The sequence below is a fragment of the Rhizobium sp. PDO1-076 genome (assembly GCF_000247475.1).
GTDB lineage: Bacteria > Pseudomonadota > Alphaproteobacteria > Rhizobiales > Rhizobiaceae > Allorhizobium.
On the sequence record NZ_AHZC01000400.1, the window covers coordinates 1 to 26,736 of the forward strand.

At 59.0% G+C, this 26,736-nt stretch carries 26 protein-coding genes; 19 read left to right on the forward strand and 7 right to left on the reverse strand.

Going from position 1 to position 26,736, the window contains the following annotated elements; translation table 11 throughout:
- From PDO_RS21000 to PDO_RS21020, 5 genes are all read left to right on the forward strand, one after another.
- Positions 1-1,856: aerobic carbon-monoxide dehydrogenase large subunit (locus PDO_RS21000; protein WP_007606569.1), on the forward strand; the 1,856-nt coding region annotated here is incomplete at its 5' end.
- 11 nt (positions 1,857-1,867) lie between these two features.
- A complete protein-coding gene (locus tag PDO_RS21005) occupies positions 1,868-2,749 on the forward strand; it encodes an AAA family ATPase (protein WP_007606570.1) in 882 nt (293 codons plus the stop codon).
- Position 2,750: 1 nt separating this feature from the next.
- Positions 2,751-3,938 (forward strand): vWA domain-containing protein, encoded by a 1,188-nt coding sequence (locus PDO_RS21010; RefSeq protein WP_007606572.1) that lies wholly within the window; start codon positions 2,751-2,753, stop codon positions 3,936-3,938.
- 2 nt (positions 3,939-3,940) lie between these two features.
- Positions 3,941-4,759: an XdhC family protein gene (locus tag PDO_RS21015; RefSeq protein WP_007606574.1), complete on the forward strand. Its 819-nt coding sequence runs from the start codon at positions 3,941-3,943 to the stop codon at positions 4,757-4,759.
- Between the two features lie 44 nt (positions 4,760-4,803).
- Positions 4,804-5,448, forward strand: coding sequence for an SRPBCC family protein (locus PDO_RS21020; protein ID WP_007606576.1), 645 nt, complete (start codon positions 4,804-4,806; stop codon positions 5,446-5,448).
- 70 nt (positions 5,449-5,518) lie between these two features.
- Here the strand turns inward: PDO_RS21020 and PDO_RS21025 are convergent, their stop codons facing one another.
- Positions 5,519-6,592 carry a LacI family DNA-binding transcriptional regulator gene (locus tag PDO_RS21025; protein ID WP_007606578.1) on the reverse strand — a complete coding sequence of 358 codons (1,074 nt, stop codon included), beginning with the start codon at positions 6,590-6,592 and terminating at the stop codon, positions 5,519-5,521.
- Positions 6,593-6,873: 281 nt separating this feature from the next.
- Here PDO_RS21025 and PDO_RS21030 point away from each other — a divergent pair, with 281 nt between their 5' ends.
- The 8 genes from PDO_RS21030 to PDO_RS21065 all read left to right on the forward strand — a co-directional run bounded on the left by PDO_RS21030 (position 6,874) and on the right by PDO_RS21065 (position 16,413).
- Positions 6,874-7,920, forward strand: coding sequence for an ABC transporter substrate-binding protein (locus tag PDO_RS21030; RefSeq protein ID WP_007606579.1), 1,047 nt, complete (start codon positions 6,874-6,876; stop codon positions 7,918-7,920).
- 76 nt (positions 7,921-7,996) lie between these two features.
- On the forward strand, positions 7,997-8,818 hold the full coding sequence (locus PDO_RS21035; RefSeq protein ID WP_007606582.1) for an ATP-binding cassette domain-containing protein: 822 nt from the start codon (positions 7,997-7,999) through the stop codon (positions 8,816-8,818).
- On the forward strand, positions 8,815-10,080 hold the full coding sequence (locus tag PDO_RS21040; protein ID WP_007606585.1) for a sugar ABC transporter permease: 1,266 nt from the start codon (positions 8,815-8,817) through the stop codon (positions 10,078-10,080). Before PDO_RS21035 ends, PDO_RS21040 begins: the two co-directional genes overlap by 4 nt.
- Positions 10,081-10,101: 21 nt before the next feature.
- Positions 10,102-10,830 carry an SDR family oxidoreductase gene (locus PDO_RS21045; RefSeq protein ID WP_007606587.1) on the forward strand — a complete coding sequence of 243 codons (729 nt, stop codon included), beginning with the start codon at positions 10,102-10,104 and terminating at the stop codon, positions 10,828-10,830.
- A gap of 64 nt (positions 10,831-10,894) precedes the next feature.
- Positions 10,895-12,523 (forward strand): FGGY-family carbohydrate kinase, encoded by a 1,629-nt coding sequence (locus PDO_RS21050; RefSeq protein WP_007606588.1) that lies wholly within the window; start codon positions 10,895-10,897, stop codon positions 12,521-12,523.
- A gap of 405 nt (positions 12,524-12,928) precedes the next feature.
- Entirely contained in the window at positions 12,929-14,077 is a 1,149-nt protein-coding gene (locus PDO_RS21055) for a mandelate racemase family protein (RefSeq protein ID WP_007606589.1), read from the forward strand.
- A 14-nt stretch (positions 14,078-14,091) separates the two neighbouring features.
- Positions 14,092-14,751: an SGNH/GDSL hydrolase family protein gene (locus PDO_RS21060; RefSeq protein WP_007606590.1), complete on the forward strand. Its 660-nt coding sequence runs from the start codon at positions 14,092-14,094 to the stop codon at positions 14,749-14,751.
- A 63-nt stretch (positions 14,752-14,814) separates the two neighbouring features.
- Positions 14,815-16,413 carry an ABC transporter substrate-binding protein gene (locus PDO_RS21065; RefSeq protein WP_007606592.1) on the forward strand — a complete coding sequence of 533 codons (1,599 nt, stop codon included), beginning with the start codon at positions 14,815-14,817 and terminating at the stop codon, positions 16,411-16,413.
- Between the two features lie 203 nt (positions 16,414-16,616).
- Here PDO_RS21065 and PDO_RS21070 read toward each other — a convergent pair whose 3' ends face one another.
- From PDO_RS21070 to PDO_RS21095, 6 genes are all read right to left on the reverse strand, one after another.
- A complete protein-coding gene (locus PDO_RS21070) occupies positions 16,617-17,378 on the reverse strand; it encodes an ABC transporter ATP-binding protein (protein WP_007606594.1) in 762 nt (253 codons plus the stop codon).
- The gene (locus tag PDO_RS21075; RefSeq protein WP_007606597.1) at positions 17,375-18,214 is read right to left on the reverse strand and encodes an ABC transporter ATP-binding protein; all 840 of its coding nucleotides are present in this window, start codon (positions 18,212-18,214) and stop codon (positions 17,375-17,377) included. Before PDO_RS21075 ends, PDO_RS21070 begins: the two co-directional genes overlap by 4 nt.
- A gap of 4 nt (positions 18,215-18,218) precedes the next feature.
- A complete protein-coding gene (locus PDO_RS21080) occupies positions 18,219-19,109 on the reverse strand; it encodes an ABC transporter permease (RefSeq protein WP_007606599.1) in 891 nt (296 codons plus the stop codon).
- Positions 19,106-20,125, reverse strand: a complete 1,020-nt coding sequence (locus tag PDO_RS21085) for an ABC transporter permease (RefSeq protein WP_007606602.1) — start codon at positions 20,123-20,125, stop codon at positions 19,106-19,108. Before PDO_RS21085 ends, PDO_RS21080 begins: the two co-directional genes overlap by 4 nt.
- A 447-nt stretch (positions 20,126-20,572) precedes the next feature.
- Positions 20,573-21,325 (reverse strand): FadR/GntR family transcriptional regulator, encoded by a 753-nt coding sequence (locus PDO_RS21090; protein ID WP_007606604.1) that lies wholly within the window; start codon positions 21,323-21,325, stop codon positions 20,573-20,575.
- A 188-nt stretch (positions 21,326-21,513) separates the two neighbouring features.
- Positions 21,514-22,536 carry a LacI family DNA-binding transcriptional regulator gene (locus PDO_RS21095; protein WP_007606606.1) on the reverse strand — a complete coding sequence of 341 codons (1,023 nt, stop codon included), beginning with the start codon at positions 22,534-22,536 and terminating at the stop codon, positions 21,514-21,516.
- A gap of 34 nt (positions 22,537-22,570) precedes the next feature.
- On the opposite strand from PDO_RS21095, the gene PDO_RS28075 reads away from it, so the two are divergent.
- From PDO_RS28075 to PDO_RS21120, 6 genes are all read left to right on the forward strand, one after another.
- Positions 22,571-22,756, forward strand: a complete 186-nt coding sequence (locus tag PDO_RS28075) for a hypothetical protein (protein ID WP_141649969.1) — start codon at positions 22,571-22,573, stop codon at positions 22,754-22,756.
- A gap of 78 nt (positions 22,757-22,834) precedes the next feature.
- Complete coding sequence (locus PDO_RS21100; protein ID WP_007606609.1) at positions 22,835-24,169, forward strand: ABC transporter substrate-binding protein; 1,335 nt, start codon at positions 22,835-22,837, stop codon at positions 24,167-24,169.
- A 97-nt stretch (positions 24,170-24,266) separates the two neighbouring features.
- Positions 24,267-25,214, forward strand: coding sequence for a carbohydrate ABC transporter permease (locus PDO_RS21105; protein WP_007606610.1), 948 nt, complete (start codon positions 24,267-24,269; stop codon positions 25,212-25,214).
- Positions 25,211-26,152, forward strand: coding sequence for a carbohydrate ABC transporter permease (locus tag PDO_RS21110; RefSeq protein WP_007606611.1), 942 nt, complete (start codon positions 25,211-25,213; stop codon positions 26,150-26,152). The genes PDO_RS21105 and PDO_RS21110 overlap by 4 nt, the downstream gene beginning before the upstream one ends.
- Positions 26,149-26,337 carry a hypothetical protein gene (locus tag PDO_RS21115; RefSeq protein ID WP_007606612.1) on the forward strand — a complete coding sequence of 63 codons (189 nt, stop codon included), beginning with the start codon at positions 26,149-26,151 and terminating at the stop codon, positions 26,335-26,337. The genes PDO_RS21110 and PDO_RS21115 overlap by 4 nt, the downstream gene beginning before the upstream one ends.
- Before the next feature lie 3 nt (positions 26,338-26,340).
- Positions 26,341-26,736, forward strand: a 396-nt coding sequence (locus tag PDO_RS21120) for an ATP-binding cassette domain-containing protein (protein WP_007606613.1), incomplete at its 3' end; no start/stop codon positions are given.

The window sequence follows — 26,736 nt, forward strand, 5'->3', positions numbered from 1 at the left end:
CCGATGATGTGTTTGCCAATGCCGATGTCACCATCAAGGAAATGCTGGTCGATCACCGCACCCATCCGTCGCCGCTGGAAACCTGCCAGTCACTGGCATCCTTCGACAAGGTCAAGGGTGAGTTGACTCTTTGGGGCACGTTCCAGGCGCCGCATGTTATCCGAACTGTGGTGTCGCTGATCTCGGGCCTGCCGGAACACAAGATCCACGTCATTGCGCCCGATATCGGCGGCGGCTTCGGCAACAAGGTCGGCGCCTATGCCGGCTATGTCTGCTCGGTGGTCGGCTCGATCGTGCTCGGGGTGCCGGTGAAATGGGTCGAGGACCGGATGGAAAACCTGTCCACGACATCCTTTGCCCGCGACTATCACATGACCACGGAACTGGCCGCCACCAAGGAAGGCAAGATCCTCGCCATGCGCGTGCACGTTCTGGCCGATCATGGTGCCTTTGATGCGTGCGCCGACCCGTCAAAGTGGCCGGCCGGCTTCATGAATATCTGCACCGGTTCCTATGATATCCCTGTGGCGCATCTGGCTGTCGATGGTGTTTACACCAACAAGGCATCCGGCGGTGTGGCCTATCGCTGTTCATTCCGGGTGACGGAAGCGGTGTTTGCCATCGAGCGCGCCATCGAAGTGCTGGCTCAGAAACTCGGTATGGATTCAGCCGACCTGCGCATCAAGAATTTCATCAAACCCGAGCAGTTTCCCTATCACTCGGCGCTGGGCTGGGAATATGACAGCGGCGACTATCACACGGCCATGCAGAAGGCGATGGACGCCATCGGCTACAAGCAGTTGCGCGACGAGCAGGCGCAAAAGCGTGAAGCGTTCAAGCGCGGCGAAACCCGCGAGCTTATGGGTATCGGCATTTCGTTCTTCACTGAAATCGTCGGTGCGGGGCCGGCCAAGAATTGCGACATTCTCGGCATCGCCATGTTCGATTCCGCCGAGATCCGTATTCATCCGACCGGCTCGATCATCGCCCGCATGGGCACCAAGAGCCAGGGGCAGGGGCACGAGACCACCTATGCCCAGATCATCGCCACCGAACTCGGCATCCCGGCCGACGACATCATGATCGAGGAGGGCAATACAGACACAGCCCCTTACGGTCTCGGCACCTACGGGTCTCGTTCGACCCCGGTTGCAGGCGCAGCCACCGCCGTTGCGGCCCGCAAGATCAAGGCTAAGGCGCAGATGATCGCCGCGCATATGCTGGAAGTTCACGAGGGCGATCTGGAATGGGATGTCGACCGGTTCCGGGTCAAGGGGCTGCCGGAAAAGTTCAAGACGATGAAGGAGATCGCCTGGTCGGCCTACAATGCCCCGCCACCGAACATGGAGCCGGGCCTGGAAGCGGTGAACTATTACGAGCCGCCCAACATGACCTATCCTTTCGGCGCGTATTTCTGCGTCATGGATATAGATGTCGATACCGGCGTTGCCAAGACACGGCGCTTCTATGCGCTCGATGATTGCGGCACGCGTATCAATCCGATGATCATCGAGGGCCAGGTGCATGGCGGGCTGACCGAGGCCTTTGCCTGCGCCATGGGTCAGGAGATCCGCTACGACGAGATGGGCAATGTCATGGGCGCATCCTTCATGGACTTCTTCCTGCCGACCGCGGTCGAGACGCCGAAATGGGAAACCGACTTCACCGTGACGCCTTCGCCGCATCACCCGATCGGTGCCAAAGGCGTCGGCGAAAGCCCGCATGTCGGCGGCGTGCCGTGTTTTTCCAACGCGGTCAACGATGCCTACGCATTCCTGAACGCAGGCCACATCCAGATGCCGCATGATGCCTGGCGTCTCTGGAAGGTCGGCGAGCGTCTCGGTCTGCACGCATAGGGTTGAAGAGCATGGCGATCACGCTTCCCCAGGACAGGATTGCCACCGAAATGGCTGCGGTCGGGTATGTCCCCGACCGTGAGCTTGCCACCGCATTGTGGTTGATGGACAGCCTCAAGCGGCCGCTGCTGCTGGAGGGGGAGGCGGGCGTCGGCAAGACAGAGGTGGCGCGTGCCTTGGCGCTGGCGCACAATACCAAGCTGATCCGGCTGCAGTGCTACGAAGGGCTGGACCAGAGCTCGGCGCTGTATGAATGGAACTACCAGCGACAATTGCTGGCGATCAAGGCCCGTGAAGGCGTCGATGCCGATGCTGTCGAGGAGCAGATTTTTTCGGAAAAATATCTGCTGGAGCGACCGTTGCTGGCGGCCATCCGGCAGTCCAAGCCACCGGTGCTACTGATCGACGAGGTCGATCGTGCTGACGAAGAATTCGAGGCCTTCCTGCTCGAACTGCTGTCGGATTTCCAGGTGTCCATCCCCGAACTCGGAACGATCACTGCCCTCAGTATTCCAATGGTGATCCTGACCTCGAACGGCACGCGCGAATTGTCCGACGCGCTACGCCGTCGCTGCCTGTACCACTATGTCGATTTCCCAGACGTCGATCGCGAGGCGCGCATCATCCTGTCGCGGCTGCCCCACATCGATGCGGCATTGGCGCTGCAGATCGCCGGTTTGGTCAGCCTGATCCGCAAGGAAGAACTGCGCAAGGCGCCAGGCGTTGCTGAAACGCTGGACTGGGCGGCAACCTTGGCCGGCCTTGAAATCCGTCTTCTGCGGGACGAGCCGGAAGCCGTGTTCGAGACCCTGATGTGTCTGATCAAGACTGCCGAGGACAAAGCACGAATGACCCGGCAGGTGTCGGACCGGCTCCTGGGCAAGGTGGCGTGAGATGAACGCGTTGCGAAAAAGCGAGATCGATCTCGGCGAGATGATGCGGGCAAAGCTGTCTGGCTTTGTCTCGACGCTGCGTGACAATGGCTTTGTCATCGGTCTTGCAGAGATGCGCGATGCGCTCGGCGTGATGAGCAGCGCCAGCGCCGCTCGACCGTCGCGGTTCCGCCCGGCGCTTCGGGCACTGTTTTGCAGTCGCCATTCGGACTGGCAGAAGTTTGACGAGATTTTCGACGCCTTTTGGATAGGTCGTGGCATGAAATCTGCGACCCGCATGTCGGGCGCGCCGCATAAGGCGCCGGACGGGCTGGAGGCTGTGGCTTCGGGCAATCGCGGCCTCGGAGACAATCAGAATGCCGATCACGTGCAGCGCGGCGAAGGCAGCGAAGAAGCTGAGGTCGGTCAGTCGAAGCGGGAGGGTGCCTCGCGCGCAGAGGTTTTGGCCAGGACCGACTTTCGCCACCTCACCGATCCGGACGATCTGGCCGCCGCCCATGATCTCGCCGCACGCCTGGCGCGCAGCATGCGGGCACGGTTGACACGGCGGATGCGGGCAAGGCGGAACGGACAGCGGCTCGATCTGCGGCGCACCATCCACAAGAGCATCGGTCATGGTGGCACACCGATCGAACTGGTCCATCGCCGTCGCAAGGACAAGCCGCTCAGATTGGTGGTGCTGCTGGACGCGTCTGGCTCCATGAGCCTCTATTCCGCGGTGTTCCTGCGATTCATCCACGGGGTGCTGGACGCATTTCGAGAAGCAGAGGCCTTCATCTTCCACACGCGATTGATCCATGTGTCGCCGGCATTGCGCGAGCGCGACCCGCAGCGGGCAGTTGAGCGCATGTCCCTTACGGCCGATGGTGTCGGTGGCGGCACACGCATCGGCGAAAGTCTGGGCACCTTCAACCGCTGGCACGCCAAGCGCTGCCTTCATTCACGCAGCTGCATCATGATCGTCTCGGATGGCTATGACACCGATCCTGCCGAGCAGCTAGGGGGCGAAATGCGGGCGCTGCGCCGCCGCTGCAAACGCATCGCCTGGCTCAATCCGATGATCGGCTGGCAGGATTACGCGGTCGAAGCGGCCGGCATGAAGGCGGCGTTGCCCTATGTCGATCTGTTCGCACCGGCCCATAATCTCGAGAGCCTTGAAGCGATCGAACCGTATCTGGCGAGGATCTGATCATGCAGCCACCATCCGACATCCTTGATCTGGTCAATGAAGCCCGGGCTCGCGGTGAACCGTTTGCCATCGCGACCGTTGTGCGCACCGTCTCGGTGACGGCCGCCAAGGCGGGCGCAAAAGCCATTGTCCTGGCCGATGGCAGTATATCCGCCGGCTGGATCGGTGGCGGCTGCGCAAAGAGTGCAGTTCTGAGGGCCGCACACGAAGCGATCCGCGATGGCCAGCCGCGGCTGGTCAGCATTCAGCCGGAGGATCTGCTGGACGTGAAGCAGGTAAAACCAGGTGAGCTGAAAGACGGTATCTTCTACGCCCGCAACATGTGCCCGAGCCAAGGCACGATGGATGTCTTTGTCGAGCCCGTACTGCCAAGGCCCCATCTTGTCATCCTCGGCGCTTCGCCAGTGGCGGTGGCGCTGGCCGACATTGCCCGGCGCATGGATTTTTTCATCACGCTCTGTGCGCCAACGGCCGATCGGCCGGCTCTCGGTGTTGTCGACCGCATCGTTGACGGCTTTGACCTGCCGGCTGGGGTTGCGGCCGGCGACTTCATCGTCATCGCCACACAGGGGCGGGGTGACAGCGCCGCATTGAAGGCGGTTCTCGGCGCGACAGCGCGCTACATCGGTTTTGTCGGTTCAATGAAAAAATTTGCAGCACTCCGTCGCGATTTCGAGGCGTCAGGGCTCGTAGCCGCCGCAATGGACGACATCCGATCTCCGGCTGGCCTTGATCTCGGTTCCATCACCCCGGATGAAATCGCGCTTTCGATTGTCGCGGAAATGATCGAGGTCCGCCGTCGCGGCCAGAGACACGCCTGAACGAACGGCTCAAAACAAAAGACACCTGAAGTGGGAGAGATAAGATGGATATGAATGGTTCACAGCGCATCGAGGCGTCGCGGGAAACGGTCTTTGCCGGTTTGAACGATGTGGATGTGCTTCGCCAATGTATTCCGGGATGCGACAGCATCGAAAAGACGTCCGACACAGAGATGGTCGCCAAGGTCACCTTGCGCATTGGACCGGTCAAGGCAAGTTTTGCCGGCAAGGTGACGCTGTCCGATCTCGACCCGCCGAATGGCTACACGATCTCCGGTGAAGGATCGGGTGGTATGGCAGGCTTCGCCAAGGGAAGCGCAAGGGTAACACTGGAGGCGGACGGCGAAGCGACTATCCTGCATTACACTGTCGCGGCCGAGATCGGTGGCAAGCTGGCGCAAATGGGCAGCCGCCTGATCGACAGCACCGCCAAAAAGCTGGCGGGCGACTTCTTTGCCAAGTTCGGCGAGGTCGTTGGTGCACCTGTAGGTGATGCTGCGGCGGCAGAGGAGACGCCACAGGGTAGCGAGGCCGGCAAGAAAAGCTGGCTCGGTCGGCTTACCGGCACAGCATCCGCGGCTTTGTTGCTGGTGGCATTGAGCCCGGCTGCATGTTGTATGATGGGTCAGCATCATGCCGCCGATGACACGATGGCGTTTTCAATCTGCAAATCGCAGCCTCTTGTCTAGGGGCAGGACAGTTTTGAAGCTCCCCGGCGGTGACTTGGTGGTTGCCGCTCGTTCGGGGAATAGTTGCGCGTCATTCTGTAGCGAGGAGGGCGTCAGGGCCAAGTGATGCCCCTATTGGCGATCCTTCTTCCGCGCCCACGAATACAGGAGGAATCTCTATCAGCATGGTCTGTGCGCCACCCTGGTCGATGATGTCGAACACCGCATTGAGCATGGCTTGCACATCCTGACGCACCATTTCGATTTCGTCGCCGAGCAAGGCGGCGAAGGGGTCCCAGTCGAAGCAGCCGATCACCGGCGCACGATCCTTGTAGTGGCCCGAGCGCTTGATCCAGCGCATGACGCCTTCCAGTGAGATAGTCGAGTTGACGAACATGCCGCTTGGCAGGGCGCCTTCGGATGTCGCCAGCGCCTGAAGCGATGTTTCTGCCTTTTCAGGTGCGTAGCCGCAGGTCAGGATATGGCTTTCGTCAACAGCGATGCCAAAGTCTGCATGCGCTGCGCGAAAGCCGCGCACGCGTTCAGCCGTGTTGTGATCACTGCCACGACCGCCGATGAACAAAAGAGGGTGGATGCCTCCCAGCTTGCGCTGGCTGTTGACGAGGATGCGGCGCGTTAGTTCGCGTGCGCCAGCGAAATTATCCGAAATGATCGAGGGGGCTTTCGTTCCGGGAAGATCGACGTTGAGGCTTCTGGCGCCGCTAGCTGCGCAGAGATCGCTGATCCGATCCGGGTCGGTCGCACCTGTCGAAATCAGCCATTCGACCTGGTAGGAAAGCATCGTCCGCGCTGCCTCGAACTCCAGTTCCGGATCGCGTCTCGTGCAGGTGATGATCGGAAATAGCCCGCGGTCACGGGCCATGGTCTCGAACGTCTCGACAATCGAACCGAAGTAACGGTTATCGTATTTCGGCACGATCATACCAATGATTTTCGACTTTTCCCGGCGCAGCAGGCTGGCCTGCATGTTGACGGCGTAGCCTTGTTCTTCGGCGATACGGCTGATCTTTTCGGCTAGCTGGGCGCTGATGCGGCGCTTTTTCCAGGTACCGTTCAAAACGGCGCTGACGGCACTTGCGGATGTTCCGGCAAGTTCAGCCAGATCATAGATCGTGGTCTTCTTGGTCGGCCTGTCTTGATTCACACCATTCTCCTTTTCAAACGCAGCTTGACATCATTGCGCGATGGTGGCAATTCTTGCTTCATCGATTGAGCAGCGTTGCGCAATCGATGAATTTGGTTGGCTGTGGAGGGTCGACCGGGGAGGCGTCCGGGTAAATCCACGTTCATGGCGGCCCTGACGGTAGTCGGTGAGGGCAATGATCGACACACTTTTCCGCTGTACGCGGCAAGGTGGCAGGGGCTTGGGCAGAAAACCGGAGCGCGTCTCTCGACATGGGTTTTTGCATTCAAAAGGAGGAAACTATGACATTTCGTTCAATACTGTTGGTGTCGGCTGCTGCCGGTGCCTTGTGCGCCGGTTCTGCCTTTGCGCAGGACGCTGCAACTGTCGCATTCCTGATGCCTGACCAGGCATCGACACGCTACGAGAACCATGACTATCCGGGATTCAAGGCCGAGATGGAAAAGCTGTGCCCGACCTGCACCGTGATCTATCAGAACGCCAATGCTGATACAGCCCTTCAGCAGCAGCAGTTCAACTCGGTAATCGCCCAGGGTGCCAAGGTGATCGTGCTTGATCCGGTGGATTCTGCTGCTGCCGCCGCACTCGTCGAGATTGCCCAGTCGCAGGACGTCAAGGTAATTGCCTATGACCGGCCGATCCCGGCCAAACCGGCCGACTTCTATGTGTCATTCGACAACGAAGGTATCGGTCACGCAATCGCTCAGTCGCTGGTTGCGCATATGAAGGCAAGTGGTGTTCCAGAGGGTGCGGGCGTTCTGCAAATCAACGGTTCGCCGACGGATGCAGCCGCCGGCCTCATTCGTGACGGCATTCATCGCGGACTTAAGGATTCCGGTTACAAGACGCTGGCCGAATTCGATACGCCCGAATGGGCGCCGCCAAAGGCGCAGGAATGGGCCGCCGGTCAGATCACTCGCTTCGGGGCCGATATCAAGGGGGTTGTTGCGGCCAATGACGGCACTGGCGGTGGCGCGATTGCTGCCTTCAAGGCAGCGGGTGTTGACCCTGTTCCGCCGGTCACCGGTAATGACGCAACCATTGCGGCACTGCAGCTGATCATTTCCGGCGACCAGTACAACACGATTTCCAAACCATCGGAAATCGTGGCTGCTGCGGCAGCCCGAGTGGCGGTACAACTCCTGAAGGGCGAGACACCTGAAGCAAAGACCTCGCTTTACGACACGCCGTCCGAACTCTTTGTTCCAGCTGTGGTCACCGCTGAAAACATCAAGGCTGAAATCTTCGACAAGAAGATTCAGACGGCGGACGAGGTCTGCACCGGCGAATATGCGGAAGGCTGCAAGACGCTCGGTATCACGCAGTAACGTTTCTCCCGAGACGTCCGGTCGGGCTTCAGGGCCCGGCCGGGCTTGCCATCGAACCCAAGAAGAGCGTCAAGCCATGGTGCAACAAGACAGAGTGGATCCGGCGAAGGGAAGTACCATCCTTCGGCTGAGCAATATCTCCAAAAATTTCGGTGCTGTGTCGGCGCTCACCGATATCGATCTGGAAGTGCGTGCCGGCGAAGTTGTGGCCTTGGTGGGTGACAACGGTGCTGGCAAGTCGACCCTGATCAAGGTTCTGGCCGGTGTGCATCAGCCATCCTCGGGCAGGATCGAGTTCTGCGGGCAGGAAGTCGCTCTCCATAGCCCCAGTCGGGCGCTCGAGTTGGGAATTGCGACTGTCTTCCAGGATTTGGCGCTTTGCGAAAATCTGGATGTAGTCGCCAATCTCTTTCTTGGCCATGAACTGTCGCCGTGGAACCTCGATGAGGTTGCCATGGAGGTGCGTGCCTGGACGCTTCTGCGGGAGCTTGCCGCGCGCATTCCGTCCGTGCGGGAACCAATTGCGTCTCTGTCGGGTGGTCAACGGCAGACCGTCGCCATTGCCAGATCGCTGCTCCTTGCACCGAAGATCATCATGCTCGACGAGCCGACTGCCGCACTTGGTGTTGCCCAGACGGCGGAGGTGCTCAACCTGATCGAGCGTGTGCGCGATCGTGGTCTCGGGGTCATCATCATCAGCCACAATATGGAGGATGTTCGTGCCGTCGCCGATCGCATCGTGGTTTTGCGCCTTGGGCGCAACAACGGTGTCTTCAGCCCGGATGCATCCAATCAGGAACTCGTCGCGTCCATCACCGGCGCCACGGAAAACTCCGTGTCGCGCCGCCAAGAGCGCAAGATTGGCCATAACAACGAACTGGGCGGGAGCACCGCATGAGCAAGGACATTTCCAGCAAAAAGGCCGACGATAAGGGCTTGGCGCTTGATCGCAGCGATGTGCGCGTCAAGCATGATGACGGCCTATCCGGCGTACTGCGCAGCTTCGTCAATCGCGTGCGTTCCGGCGATCTCGGCATGCTACCGGTGGCTGTCGGCCTGATCGTCATCTCGACAGTGTTCAGCATACTCAACCCGATCTTTCTTGCTCCGAACAATCTAGTCAACCTGTTGTTTGACTGCGCGACTGTCGGCATTATCTCGCTCGGTATCGTCTGTGTCCTGCTCCTGGGTGAGATTGATCTGTCGGTTGGCTCGATGAGCGGTCTTTCGTCGGCCATAGTTGGTGTTCTCTGGGTCAATTCGGGCCTTCCGTTGATCGTTGCGATCTTTGCAGCACTGCTGACCGGGGCACTTGTCGGATCTCTCTATGCGTTAATGTATAACCGGCTTGGCATGCCAAGCTTTGTCGCCACGCTGGCTGGTCTGCTCGCTTTGCTTGGCCTTCAGCTTTACATTCTCGGTCCAACGGGCAGCATCAATCTTCCCTATGCCTCGCCGCTGGTTCGTTTCGGCCAGATCCTGGTCATGCCGGACTGGCTATCCTATGTGCTGGCACTTGTGCCGGGCCTGGTGATGGTTGTGGTTGGATTTGCCGTGCGCAAACGCCGCCAGTCTGTCAACCTTTCCTCGCAACCCCTGAGCAATCTCCTTGTCAAAGCAACGATCTTGACGGTCGCCCTGGAATTCGCTGTCTACTATCTCAATCTCGGCCGAGGCGTGCCCTGGATGTTTGGCCTTTTCGTTGCACTGGTGGTGATCCTCAACTATGCGCTGACGAAGACCCAGTGGGGCAGGTCCATGTTCGCGGTCGGTGGCAACCGCGAGGCTGCTCGCCGCTCGGGTATCAATGTCCGACGGATCTACCAGAGCGCCTTCATCCTCTGTTCCACGCTGGGAGCGCTTGGCGGCATCCTTTCGGCGTCACGTCTGGCCTCGTCCAGCCAGCAGGCAGGCACGGGTGACGTCAACCTGAACGCGATTGCTGCAGCCGTTATCGGCGGTACCAGCCTGTTCGGTGGCCGCGGCAGCGCCTATTCCGCCCTGCTCGGCATCATCGTCATTCAGGCAATCTCCAATGGCCTGACACTTTTGAACCTGAATTCATCGTTGCGCTACATGATCACCGGTGCGGTGCTCGCGATTGCTGTGATCGTCGATTCGCTTGCGCGCCGCTCGCGTGTCAGCCATGGCCGCGCCTAGGTCTAATACGGAGGAACTATCATGTCTGAACTGATGAAGGGCAAGGTCGCCGCAATCACCGGCGCCGCCTCTGGCATTGGGCTCGAATGCGCCCGCACCCTGCTTGCAGAGGGGGCCACAGTGGTCCTGATCGATCGCGCCAGAGACAAGCTCGAGACCTTGTGCAAGGAGCTTGGCGATCGCGCCAAGCCGCTGGTGGTTGATCTTTTGAACGGACAGGAACTGTCCGCCATCTTACCGCGCATTCTCGAACTCGGCGGTCGCCTCGACATATTCCATGCTAATGCCGGTGGATATATTGGTGGGCCTATCGCCGAAGGAGATCCGGATGCCTGGGACCGCATGCTGAACCTCAACATCAATGCCGCCTTCCGCTCCGTCCACGCAGTTTTGCCGCATATGATTGCGCAGAAGTCGGGCGATATCCTGTTCACCAGTTCGATTGCCGGCGTCGTGCCGGTTGTCTGGGAGCCGATTTACACGGCGTCGAAATTCGCCGTTCAGGCCTTTGTTCATTCGACCCGTCGTCAAGTCGCGCCGCATGGTGTTCGCGTTGGCGCCGTCCTGCCTGGCCCCGTGGTCACGGCTCTGCTTGACGACTGGCCAAAGGCGAAGATGGAAGAGGCGCTGGCCAATGGCAGCTTGATGCAGCCGAAAGAAGTGGCCGATGCCGTACTGTTCATGCTGTCGCGGCCGCGGAATGTCACCATTCGCGACCTTGTGATCCTGCCCAACAGCGTCGACTTGTGATTGGCGCCAGCCCGCAATTGACCTGATATTTCCAGATCAGCAAAGATCAGCAAGAGCCAGTACCATGACCGATGCAATAGACACAAAATCCTCCCGTTACCTCATCGGGGTCGATGTCGGAACGGGAAGTGCCCGCGCCGGACTTTTCGATCTCGGAGGCAGGATGCTGGCTGTTGCCAAGCGGGATATAACGCTGTTTCGCGGCGCCGGTTCTTTCGTAGAGCAGTCGAGCAGCGAGATCTGGAGCGCTGTCTGCGCGGTCATTCGGGAGGCGATTGATGCCGCCGGTATCGAACCGGGTGCGGTCATCGGCCTTGGATTTGACGCAACGTGTTCGTTGGTCGTGCTGGGCGAGGGCGGGCGTCCTTTGGCAGTAGGCTCATCGGAGGACCAGAACCGCGACATTATCGTCTGGATGGACCACCGCGCCGTCGATCAGGCCGAACGGATCAACGAATTAGGGCATGACGTCCTGCGTTATGTCGGGGGGCGGATTTCCCCGGAAATGGAAACGCCGAAAATCCTTTGGCTGAAGGAAAATCGGCCGCAGACCTTCGATGCCGCTTGGCAGTTCTTTGACCTTGCCGACTTCCTGACCTGGAAGGCCACGGGTGATCTCGCGCGCTCGACTTGCACGGTCACCTGCAAGTGGACCTATCTCGCGCATGAGCAAAAATGGGATCCGAGTTACTTCGAAAAGATCGGCCTTGGCGTGCTGGCAGCCGAAGGTTTTGCCCGCATCGGGACAAATATCGTCGAACCGGGCACTGCCCTCGGAACGGGGTTGACGGCCGAAGCCGCAGAGGAGATGGGCCTGACGGCCGGGACCGCTGTTGCAGCCGGCATGATCGATGCCCATGCCGGTGGCATAGGCACGGTTGGGATTGGTGGCCGACCCGAAGACAATCTTGCCTATGTCTTTGGAACGTCTTCCTGCACGATGACCTCGACATCGCAACCCGTCTTCGTTCCTGGTGTCTGGGGGCCATACTATTCAGCCATGGTACCGGGCATGTGGCTAAATGAGGGGGGGCAGAGTGCCGCCGGTGCGGCGATCGATCAGTTGCTTTCGTTTCATCCCGCCGTAGGCGATGCGCATGCCGATGCTGCTGAACAGCACCTGCCGCTGCCGGTCCTGATAGCCGATGCTGCGGCTAGTAAGTTCGACAACCTTTCCGAAGCCGTGCGTCTTGCCGCCGGCCTTCATGTTGTACCGGAATTTCTTGGCAACCGCGCACCGTTTGCCGACCCCCAAGCTCGCGCGGTGATCTCGGGCCTTGGTATGGAGCGAGATTTCGATAGTCTCGTTGCACTCTATGTCGCAGGCCTCTGTGGCATTGGCTACGGCCTGCGCCAGATCATCGAGACCCAGGACAAGGCAGGCGCACATGTCGAACGCGTTGTAGTCAGCGGCGGTGCGGGTCAGCATGATCTGGTGCGTCAGATCCTTGCCGACGCCTGCGGCAAGCCGGTGGTCGCCACGCATTCCCAAGAGCCTGTCCTGCTTGGCTCGGCGATCCTTGGTGCGGTCGCCAGCGCAGCGTTCCCTGATGCGCGAACAGCCATGGAAAGCCTCTGCAGCGTAGCGGATGTCTACGGGCCCGTCGGTGGGGAATTGGCCGCGGTTCATGCCAAACGTTACTCCGCCTTTATTGGACTCCAGGACTTCGCACGGGGTATCAGGGTGTTCTGATCTCCAGTTTCCATGTTCGCGAAGGTTCTGCTTGAACCGGATCCTTCGCTGGTTCCGGGTGGATTTCACGTGTCAACAGGTTTGCGAAATGCTGTTGACACCTCGGCCGACGGCAATGGTGCATGCATGTCGCCGAATGGGCATTGTTTGACATCCATTCTGTTAAGATCCAGCAATCAATAGATTTTGCGTTGTGTGGCTTGTTGCCGGTGGCCGGCCGAGGCTTGTCTGCGCAGTCCGCTCGGTGCATCGGCTTTGTTGTCCTTGGATTATTGCTTCAAGGTCAATCCACCCTCCCATCCCTTGCTGCGACCATCACCACACCGGGTGACTGCTCAGCATGTTGACATTTTTTGAGTAAGATGTATTACAAGAATAATACAAGATTGGAATTCGGGAGGGGATATGCTGATCACTGATGTTGAGGTCCGTGTTTTCCGCACGACGACGCGGCGGCATTCGGACAGTGCAGGTCATGCGCATCCCGGTGCGCCGCATCAGGTCGAGCAGGCCATGCTGAGCATTCGCACCGAGGATGGCCATGAGGGCCATTCGTTCACGGCGCCTGAAATCGTTCGCCCCCACCTGATCGAGAAATTTGTCAGGAAGGTGCTGATTGGCCAAGACTATCGCGATCGCGAACGGCTCTGGCAGGATCTCGCTCATTGGCAGCGCGGCTCTGCGGCGCAATTGACCGATCGCACGCTGGCGGTGGTCGATTGTGCTTTGTGGGACTTGGCCGGACGCGCGTCCAGCACACCTGTTCACAAGTTGATCGGCGCCTATCGCGACAAGGTCCTTGCCTATGGTTCGATCATGTGTGGTGACGAACTGGACGGTGGCTTGGCGACCCCGGAAGACTATGGGCGGTTTGGCGAGGCACTGGTCAAGCGCGGCTACAAGGGGATCAAGTTGCACACCTGGATGCCGCCGGTCAGCTGGGCGCCGGATGTGAAGATGGATTTGAAGGCCTGCGCCGCGGTCCGCGAAGCCGTCGGTCCCGACATTCACCTGATGATCGATGCCTTCCACTGGTACAGCCGCAGCGACGCGCTGACGCTCGGCCGCGGTCTGGAGAAGCTCGGCTTTGACTGGATCGAAGAGCCGATGGACGAGCAGTCGATGTCTTCCTACAAGTGGCTGGCTGACAATCTCGACATTCCCGTTGTCGGCCCCGAAAGTGCCGCTGGCAAGCATTGGCATCGTGCTGAATGGGTCAAGCAGGGAGCTTGCGACATTCTGAGAACTGGTGTCAACGATGTCGGCGGCATAACCCCTGCGCTGAAGACCATGCGCATGGCCGAATGTTTCGGCATGGATTGCGAAGTGCATGGCAATACCGCGATGAACCTGCATGTGGTGGCGGCGTCGAAAAACTGCCGCTGGTATGAGCGCGGCTTGCTGCATCCTTTTCTCGAATATGATGACGGACATGACTATCTGAAACAGCTTTCGGATCCCATGGATCAGGACGGATATGTGCATGTGCCGGATCGTCCCGGTCTTGGCGAAGACATCGACTTCGATTTCATCGACAACAACCGGGTTCGCTAGGTGAGGCATCGGTCATGAAATCCATTCTGGCCTTCGGCGATAGTCTGACCTGGGGTGCGGACCCTGAAACGGGGCTCAGGCATCCGGTGGAATTCCGCTGGCCGGAGCGGCTTGAACAGCTGCTTGAAGGTCGCGCGCGTGTTCTCGCTGAAGGTTTGGGCGGGCGCACGACATGTTATGACGACCACACAGGTCCGAGTTGCCGCAATGGCGCCAAGGCACTTGAAGTCGCCCTTGCTAGCCATATGCCACTCGATCTGGTGATCTTCATGCTGGGCACCAATGACATCAAGCCGGCCCATGGCGGGCGGGCGGAAGCGGCGGTTTCAGGCATGCGTCGGCTCGTCCAAATCGTGTCGACTTTTCCCTACAAGCCTCAATCGGCTCAACCCTCCATGTTGATCGTTGCGCCGCCGGCCTGCAGCGAAGGTGCAGGCGGCGTGCCGGCCGCAGGCCGCAGCATTGCTGAATCGCTACGGCTTGCACCGCTCTATCAAAAACTTGCCCTGGAGTTGGGGCATTCATTCTTCGATGCGGGTGCAGTGGCCAAAGCCTCGCCGATCGATGGCGTGCATCTCGATCGCGAGATGACCGCTGCAATCGGCGAGGCCCTTGCTGGGCCGGTTTCGGAGCTTCTTTCGGGTGGTCGCATCAGGCTTGAGGAGAAAGTCTGAGGCGGCATGCAGTCAAACGGAGAGCCGCACACCGTAATGTCGCGGCATGATATGGGAGGAATGATGAGACATTTTCTAGCAACGGTGGCGCTTGGCGCTCTTATGATCGGTGCAACACCGCTCACCAGCCTGGCGGAGACGCCCGACAACCAGCTCGTTGTCGCAACGACGATGAGCAACATCCTGACCCTTGATCCCGCCGCCATCACTGGTCGCGAAACCGTCCAGGTTCTGAACAACATCTACGACACACTGGTGCAGCTTTCGCCCACGGACCGCAGTATTCAGCCACGTCTGGCCGAGAAATGGGAAGTCGCTTCAGACCGCATGTCGATCCGTTTCCATCTGCGCAAGGATGCGAAATTCGCATCGGGCAATCCGGTCACGGCTGAGGATGTAGTCTGGAGCCTGAAGCGCTTGCTGACGCGCAATCTTGCACAGTCTTCGCTGTTGAAGACCCGCGGCTTTTCGGCCGATAAGGCGGACACGTTGTTTGTTGCCGAGGATGCCAACACGTTTGTCCTCAATCTGCCGCAGGCCGATGACCCTTCGCTCGTCCTGATGGTCCTGGCGCAGAATGGTCCAGGGTCGATTCTCGACAGCAAGACAGTTCTCGAGAATGAGAAGGATGGTGATCTGGGTGCCGGTTGGCTGACACTGAATTCGGCAGGTTCCGGTCCATACGCGCTCACCCAATGGGCCTCGAACGAATACATCATCCTGACCCGCAACGACGGATACTGGGGTGAAGCGCCGGCGATGGCCCGCGTGCTGATGCGGCACCTGCCGGAATCGCAGTCGCAGCGCCTGATGCTCGAACAGGGAGATATCGATGTCGCCTATTCGCTTCTTGCGCCCGACCTGACGGCATTGGAAGCAAGCGACAAGGTCCAGATCGAATCCACACCGGGTTCGGGTTTCTATTATCTCGGCGTTTCGATGAAGGACGAGCGCTTTGCCAAGCCAAAAGTCCGCGAAGCGCTGCGCTATCTCATCGACTATGAGGGGCTCGACAAGGCTGTGATGCCTTATTACGGAAAGCTGCGCCAGAGGCAGATCTCGACCGGAGTGATGGGTTCGCTACCTGATCCTGGCTACAAGCTGGATATCGCGAAGGCAAAGGCTCTGCTGGCGGAGGCTGGCTACACCGACGGTTTCAAGACGACGCTGCGGGTGCTGTCGGAGGAGCCTTTCATGAAAGCGGCGACCGCAATCCAGAACACGCTGGCCCAGGCTGGTATCGAGGCTGAACTGATCACCGGGTCCGGCGACCAGATTTACGGTGCGATGCGTGAGCGAAAGTTCGAACTCCTCGTCGGTCGCGGCGGCGGCGGACAGCAGCCGCATCCGGACAACAATCTGCGCGCCCTTGCCTACAATCCGGACAATTCGGACGAGGCAAAGCTGACGAACTATCAAGGCTGGCGTACAAGCTTCTTCGACGAGAAGCTCAACACGATGATCCAGGCGGCCCTTGTCGAGCAGGATGCGGCCAAACAGACCAAGCTCTATGAGGAAATCCAGATCTATATGGAGGCGATCGTCATGTCGATCCAGCCATTCTCCGAAGTGGTCGATACGGCAGCCTCCCAGGCGGATGTCAAAGGCATGACTGTCAATCCATGGCTGTCGCGCTTCGAGAGCGTCACCAAGGATCGCTAAATTACGACAATAACCTCCCGAGTTGACGGGCGTGTCTTATGGACACGCCCGTTTTGCTATTCTGGGGCAGGTGAGAACCTGTGGGAACTCAGAGGCATATGAGGCCATATTGAACAGGAACCCGCAGACAAAAAAAGCGCCGCGGTCTATTACGACACGCGGCGCTTGGCTGGACCCGGAGGAGGAAGGTTAAAGTCCAGCGTTCAGTGATGCCCTTCATATTCAAGCGAGGCGCCGATCAGTTCCCTGGCATAGGGATGGGTCGCCTGATTGCCGGCGATGGCTGTGCGGGGCAGGATTTCAGTGATTTCACCATTCAGCATCACTGCGAACCGATCACACATATGATCGACGACAGCGAGGTCATGCGTGACCATGATATAGGTGAAGCCGCGCTCTGCCTGAAGCCTGGCCAAGAGGTTAAGGATCTCGGCCTGAACCGAGACATCAAGTGCCGAGGTTGGTTCGTCGAGCAGCAATACGGAAGGCTCGAGGATCAGTGCCCTTGCAATGGCAACCCGCTGTCTCTGGCCACCAGAAAGCTGATGTGGATAGCGATCGAGGAAGTCGATGGGTAGGCCGACATCGGTGAGGGCGGCCTGCATGCGGTCTTCGCGGTCGCCGAGGCGGTGAATGCGCAAGGGCTCTGAAAGAACCGTGCGCACCGATTGCCTCGGATGCAGCGAACCATAGGGATCCTGAAACACCATCTGCAGTGTTCTGCATCGGGTGATGACCTCCATGTCGCGCACGGATTGTCCATCGATCCGGATCTCGCCCTTCCAGAACTCGGTCAGCATGGCGATGCAGCGCAAGACAGTCGACTTGCCCGAGCCGCTCTCGCCGACCAGCCCGAAACAGGTTCCCGGTTCAACGGAAAACGACAGGCCTGGCAGGACTTTTGCCGCTGTTGGGCCGCTGCCAAAAATGATCGATAGGTCTTTGATGTCGATCGATACGGTCATGCTCTCTCCTCCTCAAGCCATTCCGGGCGGCGCTCGAGAACGGCAAGCGGTGCACGCGATCCACCGATGTGTGGCTGGGCTGCCAGAAGCCCGCGTGTATAGGGATGCTGTGCCTTGTCCAGGTCTGCGGCAGCGAGCGTCTCGACAACGCGTCCGGCGTACATGATCAGGACGCGGTCGCAGAAATTGCGGACCAGGTTGAGGTCATGGCTGATCATGATCAGGCCGATACCCCGGTCGCGCACCAGCGCGTCCAGAATATTGAGCACCTGCAGTCGCACGGTTACGTCAAGCGCCGACGTCGGCTCGTCGGCAATGACGAGACTGGGATCCGCCAGAAGCATCATCGCGATCATCACGCGCTGTCCCATGCCGCCGGAAATCTCGTGTGGATAGAGATCGAACACGCGCTCGGGATCGCGGATCTTCACTGAGGCCAGCATGTCGATCGCCTTTGCGCGCGCATCCGCCTTGCTGCAGCGGAAGTGGCGCAGATAGGTTTCGGCCACCTGGTGTCCAACCCGCTGAATCGGATTGAGCGAGAATTTCGGATCCTGAAGGATCATCGACATGCGACGACCGCGCACTTTCAGCATCTGCCTTTCCGAGAGGGAAAGCAGTTCTAGATCGTCGAAGCGCAGCGTGTCGGCGGTGACGGCTGCCGAGGGCAGCAATCTGAGCAGGGCGCGGCCAACGGTGGATTTTCCAGAGCCGCTTTCGCCTACGATGCCAAGACGCTCGCGACCGAGCGTAAACGAAACATTGCGGACGGCGTCGGTGGGTGCGCTTGCATAACGGATGCGCAGGTTCTTCACCTCGAGCATGGGGCGATCCATCGGCCTATCTCCGGTTCATCTGTTTGGGATCCAGTGCGTCGCGCAAGCCATCACCCAAAAGGTTGAAGGCAAGGCTTACCGAAAGGATCGCGACGCCGGGATAGGTGACCAGCCACCAGCTGTCGATCATGTAACGCCTGCCGGTGGCGATCATGGCGCCCCATTCCGGCATTGGCGGCTGGGCCCCGAGGCCAAGAAAGCCGAGGCCGGCCGCAGTCAGGATCACGGTCGCCATGTTGAGGGTGAGACGGATCAGAACCGAGGGCAGACACATCGGCACGATGGATTTGATGATGATGCGCAACGACGACGCCCCTTGCAGACGCGCTGCTGCGATGTAGTCGGCCTTGCGGAATGTCAGCGTCTCGGCACGCGCCAGGCGGGCGATCGGCGGCCAGGATGTCAGCGCGATGGCGATGATCGCATTGTTGAGGCTCGGCCCGAGCGCTGCAACAAACGCAAGTGACAGAATGAGGCTCGGAAAGGAGAGGAATATGTCGGTGATGCGCATCATCGCCGTATCCAGTCGGCCGCCGAAATAGCCGGCCGTCGTTCCGACCAGAAGGCCGATTGGTCCGACAACGATCGACACCAGGAAAATGATCGTCAGCGTGATGCGCGAACCCCAGACGAGACGGCTGAAGATATCGCGGCCGAGTTCATCCGTCCCAAAGAGATGCCCGGCACCCGGCGCCTGCAATGTGATGTTGAGATCCTGCACATAGGGGTCATGTGTTGCCACAAGGGGTGCAAAAATCGCGGTAATGATCAAGATTGACAGCACGATAAGGCCAAAGGCGGATGTTGGGCTTCGCATCAGGAAGGCCAGGATATTGCCAAGCGCAATGATGGGTTCCGGGAGGCGTCGCTGCGAGCGATTGGTGGATTCGGTCATCGTGTCCTCGGGTCAAACAGCTTGTAGAGGAGATCGGAGAGCAGATTGAGCCCGATGAAGATCACGCCAACGATCAGCACGCAGGTCATCACCGCATTCATGTCGCCAATGATCAGATTGCTGGTCAGATATTGGCCGAAGCCCGGCCAGGCAAAGACGGTTTCGATCAGCACGGCACCTTCCAACAGGGAGCCATAGGCCAGCGCGACGATCGTCACGAGCTGGACGCGTATATTGCCAAAAGCATGCCGCCATATGGTCTGGTTGCGCGACAGGCCCTTGACGCGAGCGGTCGTCACATATTCCTGACCGAGTTGGTCGAGCATGAAGCTGCGGGTCATCCTGGTGATGTAGGCCGACGACGAATAGCCGAGAAGGGACGCGGGCAAGATCAGATGGTTGATTGCTGAATAGAAGACGTCCATGTCGCCCGCCAGAAGACTATCTATCAGTAGGAAGCCGGTCCGGTCGGGTATCATGCCGATGTAGAACTGGCTCATGCGGCCGCTTCCGCCAACCCAGCCGAGATGGGCGTAAAATACAATCAGCGCAATCATGCCGGTCCAGAAAATGGGCATGGAATGGCCGAAGAGGCTGAACACGCGCACCAGATGGTCGGGCCAGCGATCCTTGTTGACCGCCGCAATGACGCCCATCGTGACGCCCAGGCTTGCGCCGATCAGAATGGCGAATGTCGCAAGTTCGATTGTTGCAGGCATGACATGAAGGATGTCATCGATGACCGGTTTTCCGGTGCGGATCGATGTCCCGAAATTGCCGGTCAGGACATCGCCCAGATAGAGGAGGAACTGTTCCCAGATGGGCCTGTCGAGACCAAGTGCGAGAAAGACCTGGTCATAGGTTTCGCGCGTGGCATCCTCGCCGACAATCGCGCGCACCGGATCGGCCGGCATGAGGCGGCCGATGAAAAAGGTCAGAACCAATAGTCCGAGCAGCGTTACGGCAATCGTGCCGATCTGGCTGACGGCGCCGTAGAGCGACGGGCGTCTTATCATAAATCCTCCGCATGCCTCAGCCGCCTGATCGGGCGGCGGATACAGGCTCCTCATCCTGTACGACAACTATATAACAAGTTGCCGCAATCCTGTGAGCATGTCAAGGCCGTGTATGGCTGACCAAGTCGTCGTGTTGCAGGGTGATGTGGTCTTTCATCCCGTAGGCTCGATACAAAGCCAGTTGCGCTCGAAAATTCCTGGGAGAATATGTGACGCGCGCAAAGAAAGTCGATGCTGCCGCGCGATGGATGTCCTGATGCCGGACGCTTTATGATTGTCTTTCGGGAGCATCCGGAGTGACCATCAAATGCATTTTCTCGGCTTGGCGTTCCGTTCAATCCCAACCGAAAGTAAGTCTGGGCCGGATGTCTGCGTATTTCCCAGCCAGGCCCTGTGGATTGCAGGCTCATGTTGGCGAGTTTAAGTTGTCGGACGTGTTGCTGCGGCTCAGTCCGCCATTTGCGGCGTTTCATCGCTTCGCTTGGTGCGCAGCAGGGCCTTGTATCGTTCGAGGCTGCCGCGAAGATGGGTGCGCATATGTTCACGGGCGGATTCTGCGTCGCCTTCGATGATGGCATCGACGATCCGCCCGTGTTCTTCCTGCAAATTGAGATTGTAGTCCTTTGGGCGGGCGCCAGGCGCTGCTCCCTGCAATTCCCCACGGGGAATGATGCCTGTGCGGATCAGTTGGAGAAACTCGACGAAGCGGCGGTTCTGCGTGGCGTCGGCAATCGCCAGATGCAGGGCGAAGTCCGCGTCGCGTGTCGGGGCACCCTGCAGCAGGCACTCTCGGACATGGTTGTGTGCCTCGAGTATTGCCTCTATCTGGGTTGCCGATCGCCTTGATGCGGCAAGGGCCGCCGATTCCACTTCGAACACAGTCCTGATTTCGAGGAGCTCGATCACCGAGGAGACCCGGTCGGGGTCCAGGTTGTGGAAAGGCTGCGCTTTTGCATTGACTTCAAGTGCGAAGACGCCAGCCCCTTTGCGCGCTTCAACGAGGCCGCCTGCACGCAATATGGCGATGGCCTCGCGAACCACGGCCCGACTGACGGAGTATTCGCGAGTGAGTTCGTTTTCGCTCGGCAGGCGCGAACCGGGGGCAAACTTTCCAGCCTCAATGTCGCGACGCAGATCCGTGCTTATCCTGGAGACGAGCGACTCGCCCCGTCTTTCGGTTCTGGCGGTTTCATTGGTCATGTTTCGGTCTCCCGCAGAATCTGTCAGGCAGCTTTGATCAGGTTCAATGCCAATCCTATGCCAGCAGTGTAGTTGACTGGCAAGACCTCAGTCGTCGATCGAGCCAATCGGGCGGTCGTGGTGCGGCTTCGATGATCGGCACATGCCGTGGGGGGGGGGGGCTTGGAGCTGACGCCTATGTATGAAGCTCAGAGGTTTTCCTTCAACAGCACCTCGATCCGGATCTTCTCCTGTGACGCCAATGGCGCGCGAAGATCGGTGCGCGCGCGCATGATCCTGAGGGCGCTCCTCACGGCATGTCCAGGGTCCTGCGCGATAATCGTGTCGATCCGCTCATCCCTGAGTGCGGCTTCGGTGAACGGTGTGCGTTCATGCACAACAACCGTCAACGCGCGGATGTCGCTGCAGTGTTCGATCGCCCAGACGGGTATGCGAGCTTCCGCGCTCAGAATATAGGCGGCTTTGATGTCGCGATTGTTTTCCAGGGTCCTTTGGATGATCGTCTGGGCGCGACGCTCATCTCCATAGGTTTCGAGTGAGGGAAGACCTTTCAGGTGGTTGAACTGACGGTTGATGATGTTGTCGAAGCCGAGCCTGCGCTCGATGCTGTCCTGGGCCATCATGGTTTCGGCGATGACCATGATCTGGCCGGCCTCGTGTCCAAGGAAGCGTCCGATAATTTTTCCGGCTGTAGCGCCTGCGGCAAAGTTATCAATGCCGACGAAGTCGGCATTGTCGAGCTTCTCCTGGCCGGAGAGAAACTGCACCACCTTGGTGCCGCGCTCAAGTAGCCTTGCCATCGCATCGCGCACCTGTGGTGATTCCGGCGCCATGATGGCGACGCCGTCGATACGGCTGCTGTCGATCGATGACAGGTATTTCGCGACCTGATGCGGATCGTTGATCGGGATCTGCTCGACGTCGACAAGCGTGAGGTCGGATTTGACCGCCTCGCGTGCCTCATCCACCCGCTGGAGCAGTTCCAGGAGATATTGGTCACCCGACAAGGGCAGCAGGAAGAGGAAGCGGTAGGTCTTGTTTCGGGCAAGGTTCACAGCCGCCGGGTTGCGGATAAAGCCAATCCGTTCAATCGCTTCGTTGACTTTTTTCGATGATGTCTTGCTGACGAAGGGTCGGTCATTGAGCACACGATCAACAGTTGCCAGGCTGACGCCGGCGGCTTCGGCAAGGTCTTTCGCTGTCGGCCGCATGCCGTCTCCTTTGCGTGTTTTCGTCAATGGTTCGATGGCTGCTTTTGCGACAGATTTCGACAAAAGGCAAGAAATTGAGGTGCGCACCTCAAAAATCACTTGCATTGAGGTGCGCACCTCAATTACCAATGTCTCCAGCATCAAGCGGCCCGGCCGATGGGGATCGGCGGAGCGCATTGCTGTTGGGGCCAGTGAGGATGGCGGCCTGTCGCAATCTTAAATTCTGCGCCGAGGGCTCCGCACGGAGCGTTTTCGTTTCCTGATGGAGGTCGGGAGGCACAAAGGGAGGTTTTCGATCATGAGTTCCAAACTACTGAAATCCGCTACTGCCGTCGGCGTATTTGTCGGTCTCGGCGCCGTGACTGCGACATCGGCCAGGGCCGATGAGCTGACCCTGTGCTGGGCGGCCTGGGATCCGGCCAATGCGCTGGTTGAGCTCAGCAAGGACTTCGAGGCCAAGTCCGGCCACAAGATGAAGTTTGAATTCGTGCCATGGCCTAATTTTGCCGACCGCATGCTCAACGAGCTGAATTCAGGCGGCAAACTCTGTGACCTGATGATCGGCGACAGTCAGTGGATCGGCGGTGCCGCCGAAAATGGCCAGTACATCAAGCTCAATGATTTCTTCGACAAGGAAGGTATCAAGATGAGCGATTTCATTCCGGCCACTGTGACGGGTTATTCCGAATGGCCAAAGAATACCCCGAATTATTGGGCGCTGCCGGCATTCGGTGATGTGGTGGGTTGGACCTATCGCAAGGACTGGTTTGCAAGGCCCGAGCTTCAGGGTGAGTTCAAAAGCAAATACGGCCGCGAACTGGCCGTGCCGAAGACCTTCGCCGAATTGAAGGATATAGCCGAGTTTTTCCAGGGCAGGGATATCGACGGAACAAAGGTCTATGGGGCGGCGATCTATTCCGAGCGCGGGTCGGAGGGCATTACCATGGGGGCCATGGATGTGCTCTACAGCTACGGCTTCAGCTACGACAACCCCGACAAGCCCTATGAACTGGAAGGCTTTGTCAATTCGCCAGATGCCGTCGCCGGCCTGGAATTCTACAAGGCGCTCTATGATTGCTGCACGCCGCCCGGCTCTTCGGATGCCTATATGTCGGAAAACATCGATGCCTATAAATCCGGACAGGTCGCGCTCCAGATGAACTTCGCCTTCATCTGGCCGGGCATCCATGCAGACGCCAAGGTTGGCGGCGACAAGTCGGGCTATTTCGCCAATCCTGCGGGCCCAGGCGGCAAGCAATTTGCCCAGCTCGGTGGACAGGGCATCTCCGTCGTTGCTGCATCGGAAAAGCAGGCCGCGGCGCTCGAATACATCAAGTGGTTCGCGCAGCCCGAGATCCAGGCCAAGTGGTGGAGCCTCGGCGGTTATTCGGCTCTGCGCGCGGTGGTCGAAGATCCAGGTTTTGCCACCAGCCAACCCTATGCGCAGACCTTCCTCGATTCCATGGCGATCGTGAAGGATTTCTGGGCCGAGCCCTCCTATGCGTCCCTGCTTCAGGCGTCGCAGAAGCGTTTCCATGACTACGTCGTGGCCGGCCAGGGCACGTCGAAGGAGGCGCTGGATGGCCTGGTGAAGGACTGGACCGACGTCTTCGAGGATGAAGGCAAGTACTGATCCGCCGCCGGCCCGCCTCAGCGGGCGGCAACAGGCAGGGCCGGGGCCAACCATCCGGTCCTGCCATTCATCCTACATATGTTGAGGGGGGGGTATCATGTCCGATACACCGATAGACCGGATTGCACAGGCGACGCCGCCGGCTGTGGCAAGACGGATCACCGGCCTGTCCGACCGCTCCATTGCCTGGCTGTTCGTGGCGCCGTCGATTGTCCTTTTGCTTGCCGTCAATATTTTCCCGCTCATTTGGACGATCCGGCTGAGTTTCACCAATTTCCGCGTCAACCGCCCCAATGCCGAGATCGAATTCATCGGACTGCAGAATTATCGACGCATCCTGACCGATCCCGATATCTGGCTGACGATGCAGGCCACTGCCCATTTCCTGATCTGGACGATCGTGCTCCAGGTCTTGTTGGGGTTTTCACTGGCCTATCTGATCAACAAGAAGTTTCGCGGCAACGATCTTTGGACGACGCTGATCGTCCTGCCGATGATGCTGAGCCCGGCCGTGGTCGGTAATTTCTGGACTTTCCTTTATCAGCCGCAGATCGGCCTCTTCAACTATGCCGTCAGCTTCTTCACCGGTGCGGATCCTTCCAGCTTCTCGATGATCGGCAATGTCAATCTGGCGCCCTGGGCAATCATCATTGTCGATACCTGGATGTGGACGCCTTTCGTCATGCTGATTTGTTTGGCGGGACTGCGCTCGATTCCAGACAGTATCTATGAAGCGGCGGAATGTGACCGCGCCAGCAAATGGCGCCAGTTCTGGACAATCACCATACCGCTCGTGCTGCCGTTCCTGATGTTGGCGGTGCTGTTTCGCGGCATCGAGAATTTCAAGATGTTCGATCTCGTGGTGCAACTGACCGGCGGCGGCCCCGGCTCCGTGACCGAACTGACCTCGATCAACCTGAAGCGCGAAGCCTTCGAGAAGTGGCGGACAGGTTATGCCTCCGCCTATGCGGTGATTCTCTTCGTGACTGTGTTTGGTTTGGCGTCGATCTACGTCAAGGCCTTGAACAAGGTGAAACAGAGATGAGCAGCTATTCCGTTACAGAACCGTCGCTGCGGCAAAAATGGTTCGCCGGCACCCTGGTGATCCTGTATGCTGTGGTCACCATCCTGCCACTGGTCTGGATCATCACCACCGGATTCAAGTCGCCCTCCGACGCCATCGCCTATCCTCCCAAGATCGTTTTCGAACCGACGCTGGAAGGTTATGTGAACCTTTTCACCACCCGCACGCGCGTCTCCGAAGAAACGCTGCAGCTACTGGGCGAGCCAAAGACCTGGTATGAGCGGATCGTTCGCAAGGATGGTCTGGTGATTGCCGGTCCGTCGCGCTTCGGCGAGCGTTTCACCAATTCGGTGATCATCGGCTTCGGTTCGACCGTGCTTTGCATCGTGCTTGGTACCGCTGCGGCCTATGCCTTCTCCCGATTCCGGGTGCCACTGAAGGATGATCTCCTGTTCTTCATCCTCTCGACCCGCATGATGCCGCCGATTGCGGTCGCAATCCCGATCTTTCTGATGTTCCGCTCGCTCGGCCTGAGCGACACCCATGCCGGCATGATCCTGCTCTATACCGCGGTCAACCTGTCGCTCTCGGTCTGGCTGCTGAAGGGGTTTATCGACGAGATCCCGATCGAGTACGAGGAGGCTGCTCTGATCGATGGCTACACGCGCTTCCAGGCATTCTACAAGGTTGTCCTGCCGCAGGCGGCGACCGGCATTGCCTCGACCGCCATCTTCTGCCTGATCTTCGCCTGGAATGAGTACGCTTTTGCGGTCCTGCTGACCTCCGGCACGGCCCAGACGGCGCCGCCATTCATTCCGACCATCATCGGGGTCGGCGGGCAGGACTGGCCGGCCGTTGCCGCCGGCGCCACGCTCTTCCTGGTTCCCGTGATGGTCTTCACCATCCTTCTGCGCAAGCATCTGCTTCGTGGCATCACTTTCGGAGCTGTTCGTAAATGACCGAATTTCTGAATGGAATACTGCGTATGCGACGCGGCGCCTGGGAGCTTGTCGCTTCCGTCCTGATCGCTTTAGGCGTCTTCATGCTCATGCAGCCTTTCGCTCTCTGGATGTTCTCCTATTCCTTTGTCGTCACCCTGTTCGGCACGGTGATGTTCATCATCGTCAGCCATTTCCCGGAGTGATCCATGGCTCAGATACGCATCGAAAATGTGCGCAAGGAATTCGGAAGCTTCACGGCGGTGCAATCCTCAAGCTTCACGGTCGAGGATGGTGAATTCTTCATGCTCCTTGGTCCCTCCGGCTGCGGCAAGACGACGACCCTGCGCATGATGGCAGGTCTCGAACTTCCGACCAGTGGTGAGATCTACATCGACGGCGAAGAAGTCGGCATGAAACGGGCGAGCCAGCGCGACATTGCCTTCGTCTTCCAGATGTTCGCCCTCTATCCCCACATGAACGTGCGGCGCAATATTTCCTATCCTCTGCTCAGTCAAGGTGTGCCCAAGGCAGAAGTCAGACAGCGTGTCGCCGAAGTGGCCAATATCCTCAAAATCGAGGACATCCTCGAAAGGCCTGTTGGT

Bases quoted from the DNA above. Each gene is read 5' to 3' on its own strand.
- PDO_RS21070 (WP_007606594.1), bottom strand. From the start codon at position 17,378: ATGACCGTATCGATCGACATCAAAGACCTATCGATCATTTTTGGCAGC.
- PDO_RS21095 (WP_007606606.1), bottom strand. From the start codon at position 22,536: ATGCGGCCGACAGCGAAAGACCTTGCCGAAGCCGCCGGCGTCAGCCTG.
- PDO_RS21045 (WP_007606587.1), top strand. From the start codon at position 10,102: ATGTCTGAACTGATGAAGGGCAAGGTCGCCGCAATCACCGGCGCCGCC.
- PDO_RS21020 (WP_007606576.1), top strand. From the start codon at position 4,804: ATGGATATGAATGGTTCACAGCGCATCGAGGCGTCGCGGGAAACGGTC.
- PDO_RS21065 (WP_007606592.1), top strand. From the start codon at position 14,815: ATGAGACATTTTCTAGCAACGGTGGCGCTTGGCGCTCTTATGATCGGT.
- PDO_RS21005 (WP_007606570.1), top strand. From the start codon at position 1,868: ATGGCGATCACGCTTCCCCAGGACAGGATTGCCACCGAAATGGCTGCG.
- PDO_RS28075 (WP_141649969.1), top strand. From the start codon at position 22,571: ATGGCTGCTTTTGCGACAGATTTCGACAAAAGGCAAGAAATTGAGGTG.
- PDO_RS21115 (WP_007606612.1), top strand. From the start codon at position 26,149: ATGACCGAATTTCTGAATGGAATACTGCGTATGCGACGCGGCGCCTGG.
- PDO_RS21035 (WP_007606582.1), top strand. From the start codon at position 7,997: ATGGTGCAACAAGACAGAGTGGATCCGGCGAAGGGAAGTACCATCCTT.
- PDO_RS21050 (WP_007606588.1), top strand. From the start codon at position 10,895: ATGACCGATGCAATAGACACAAAATCCTCCCGTTACCTCATCGGGGTC.
- PDO_RS21080 (WP_007606599.1), bottom strand. From the start codon at position 19,109: ATGACCGAATCCACCAATCGCTCGCAGCGACGCCTCCCGGAACCCATC.
- PDO_RS21030 (WP_007606579.1), top strand. From the start codon at position 6,874: ATGACATTTCGTTCAATACTGTTGGTGTCGGCTGCTGCCGGTGCCTTG.
- PDO_RS21075 (WP_007606597.1), bottom strand. From the start codon at position 18,214: ATGGATCGCCCCATGCTCGAGGTGAAGAACCTGCGCATCCGTTATGCA.
- PDO_RS21090 (WP_007606604.1), bottom strand. From the start codon at position 21,325: ATGACCAATGAAACCGCCAGAACCGAAAGACGGGGCGAGTCGCTCGTC.
- PDO_RS21100 (WP_007606609.1), top strand. From the start codon at position 22,835: ATGAGTTCCAAACTACTGAAATCCGCTACTGCCGTCGGCGTATTTGTC.
- PDO_RS21110 (WP_007606611.1), top strand. From the start codon at position 25,211: ATGAGCAGCTATTCCGTTACAGAACCGTCGCTGCGGCAAAAATGGTTC.
- PDO_RS21105 (WP_007606610.1), top strand. From the start codon at position 24,267: ATGTCCGATACACCGATAGACCGGATTGCACAGGCGACGCCGCCGGCT.
- PDO_RS21085 (WP_007606602.1), bottom strand. From the start codon at position 20,125: ATGATAAGACGCCCGTCGCTCTACGGCGCCGTCAGCCAGATCGGCACG.
- PDO_RS21015 (WP_007606574.1), top strand. From the start codon at position 3,941: ATGCAGCCACCATCCGACATCCTTGATCTGGTCAATGAAGCCCGGGCT.
- PDO_RS21055 (WP_007606589.1), top strand. From the start codon at position 12,929: ATGCTGATCACTGATGTTGAGGTCCGTGTTTTCCGCACGACGACGCGG.
- PDO_RS21010 (WP_007606572.1), top strand. From the start codon at position 2,751: ATGAACGCGTTGCGAAAAAGCGAGATCGATCTCGGCGAGATGATGCGG.
- PDO_RS21060 (WP_007606590.1), top strand. From the start codon at position 14,092: ATGAAATCCATTCTGGCCTTCGGCGATAGTCTGACCTGGGGTGCGGAC.
- PDO_RS21040 (WP_007606585.1), top strand. From the start codon at position 8,815: ATGAGCAAGGACATTTCCAGCAAAAAGGCCGACGATAAGGGCTTGGCG.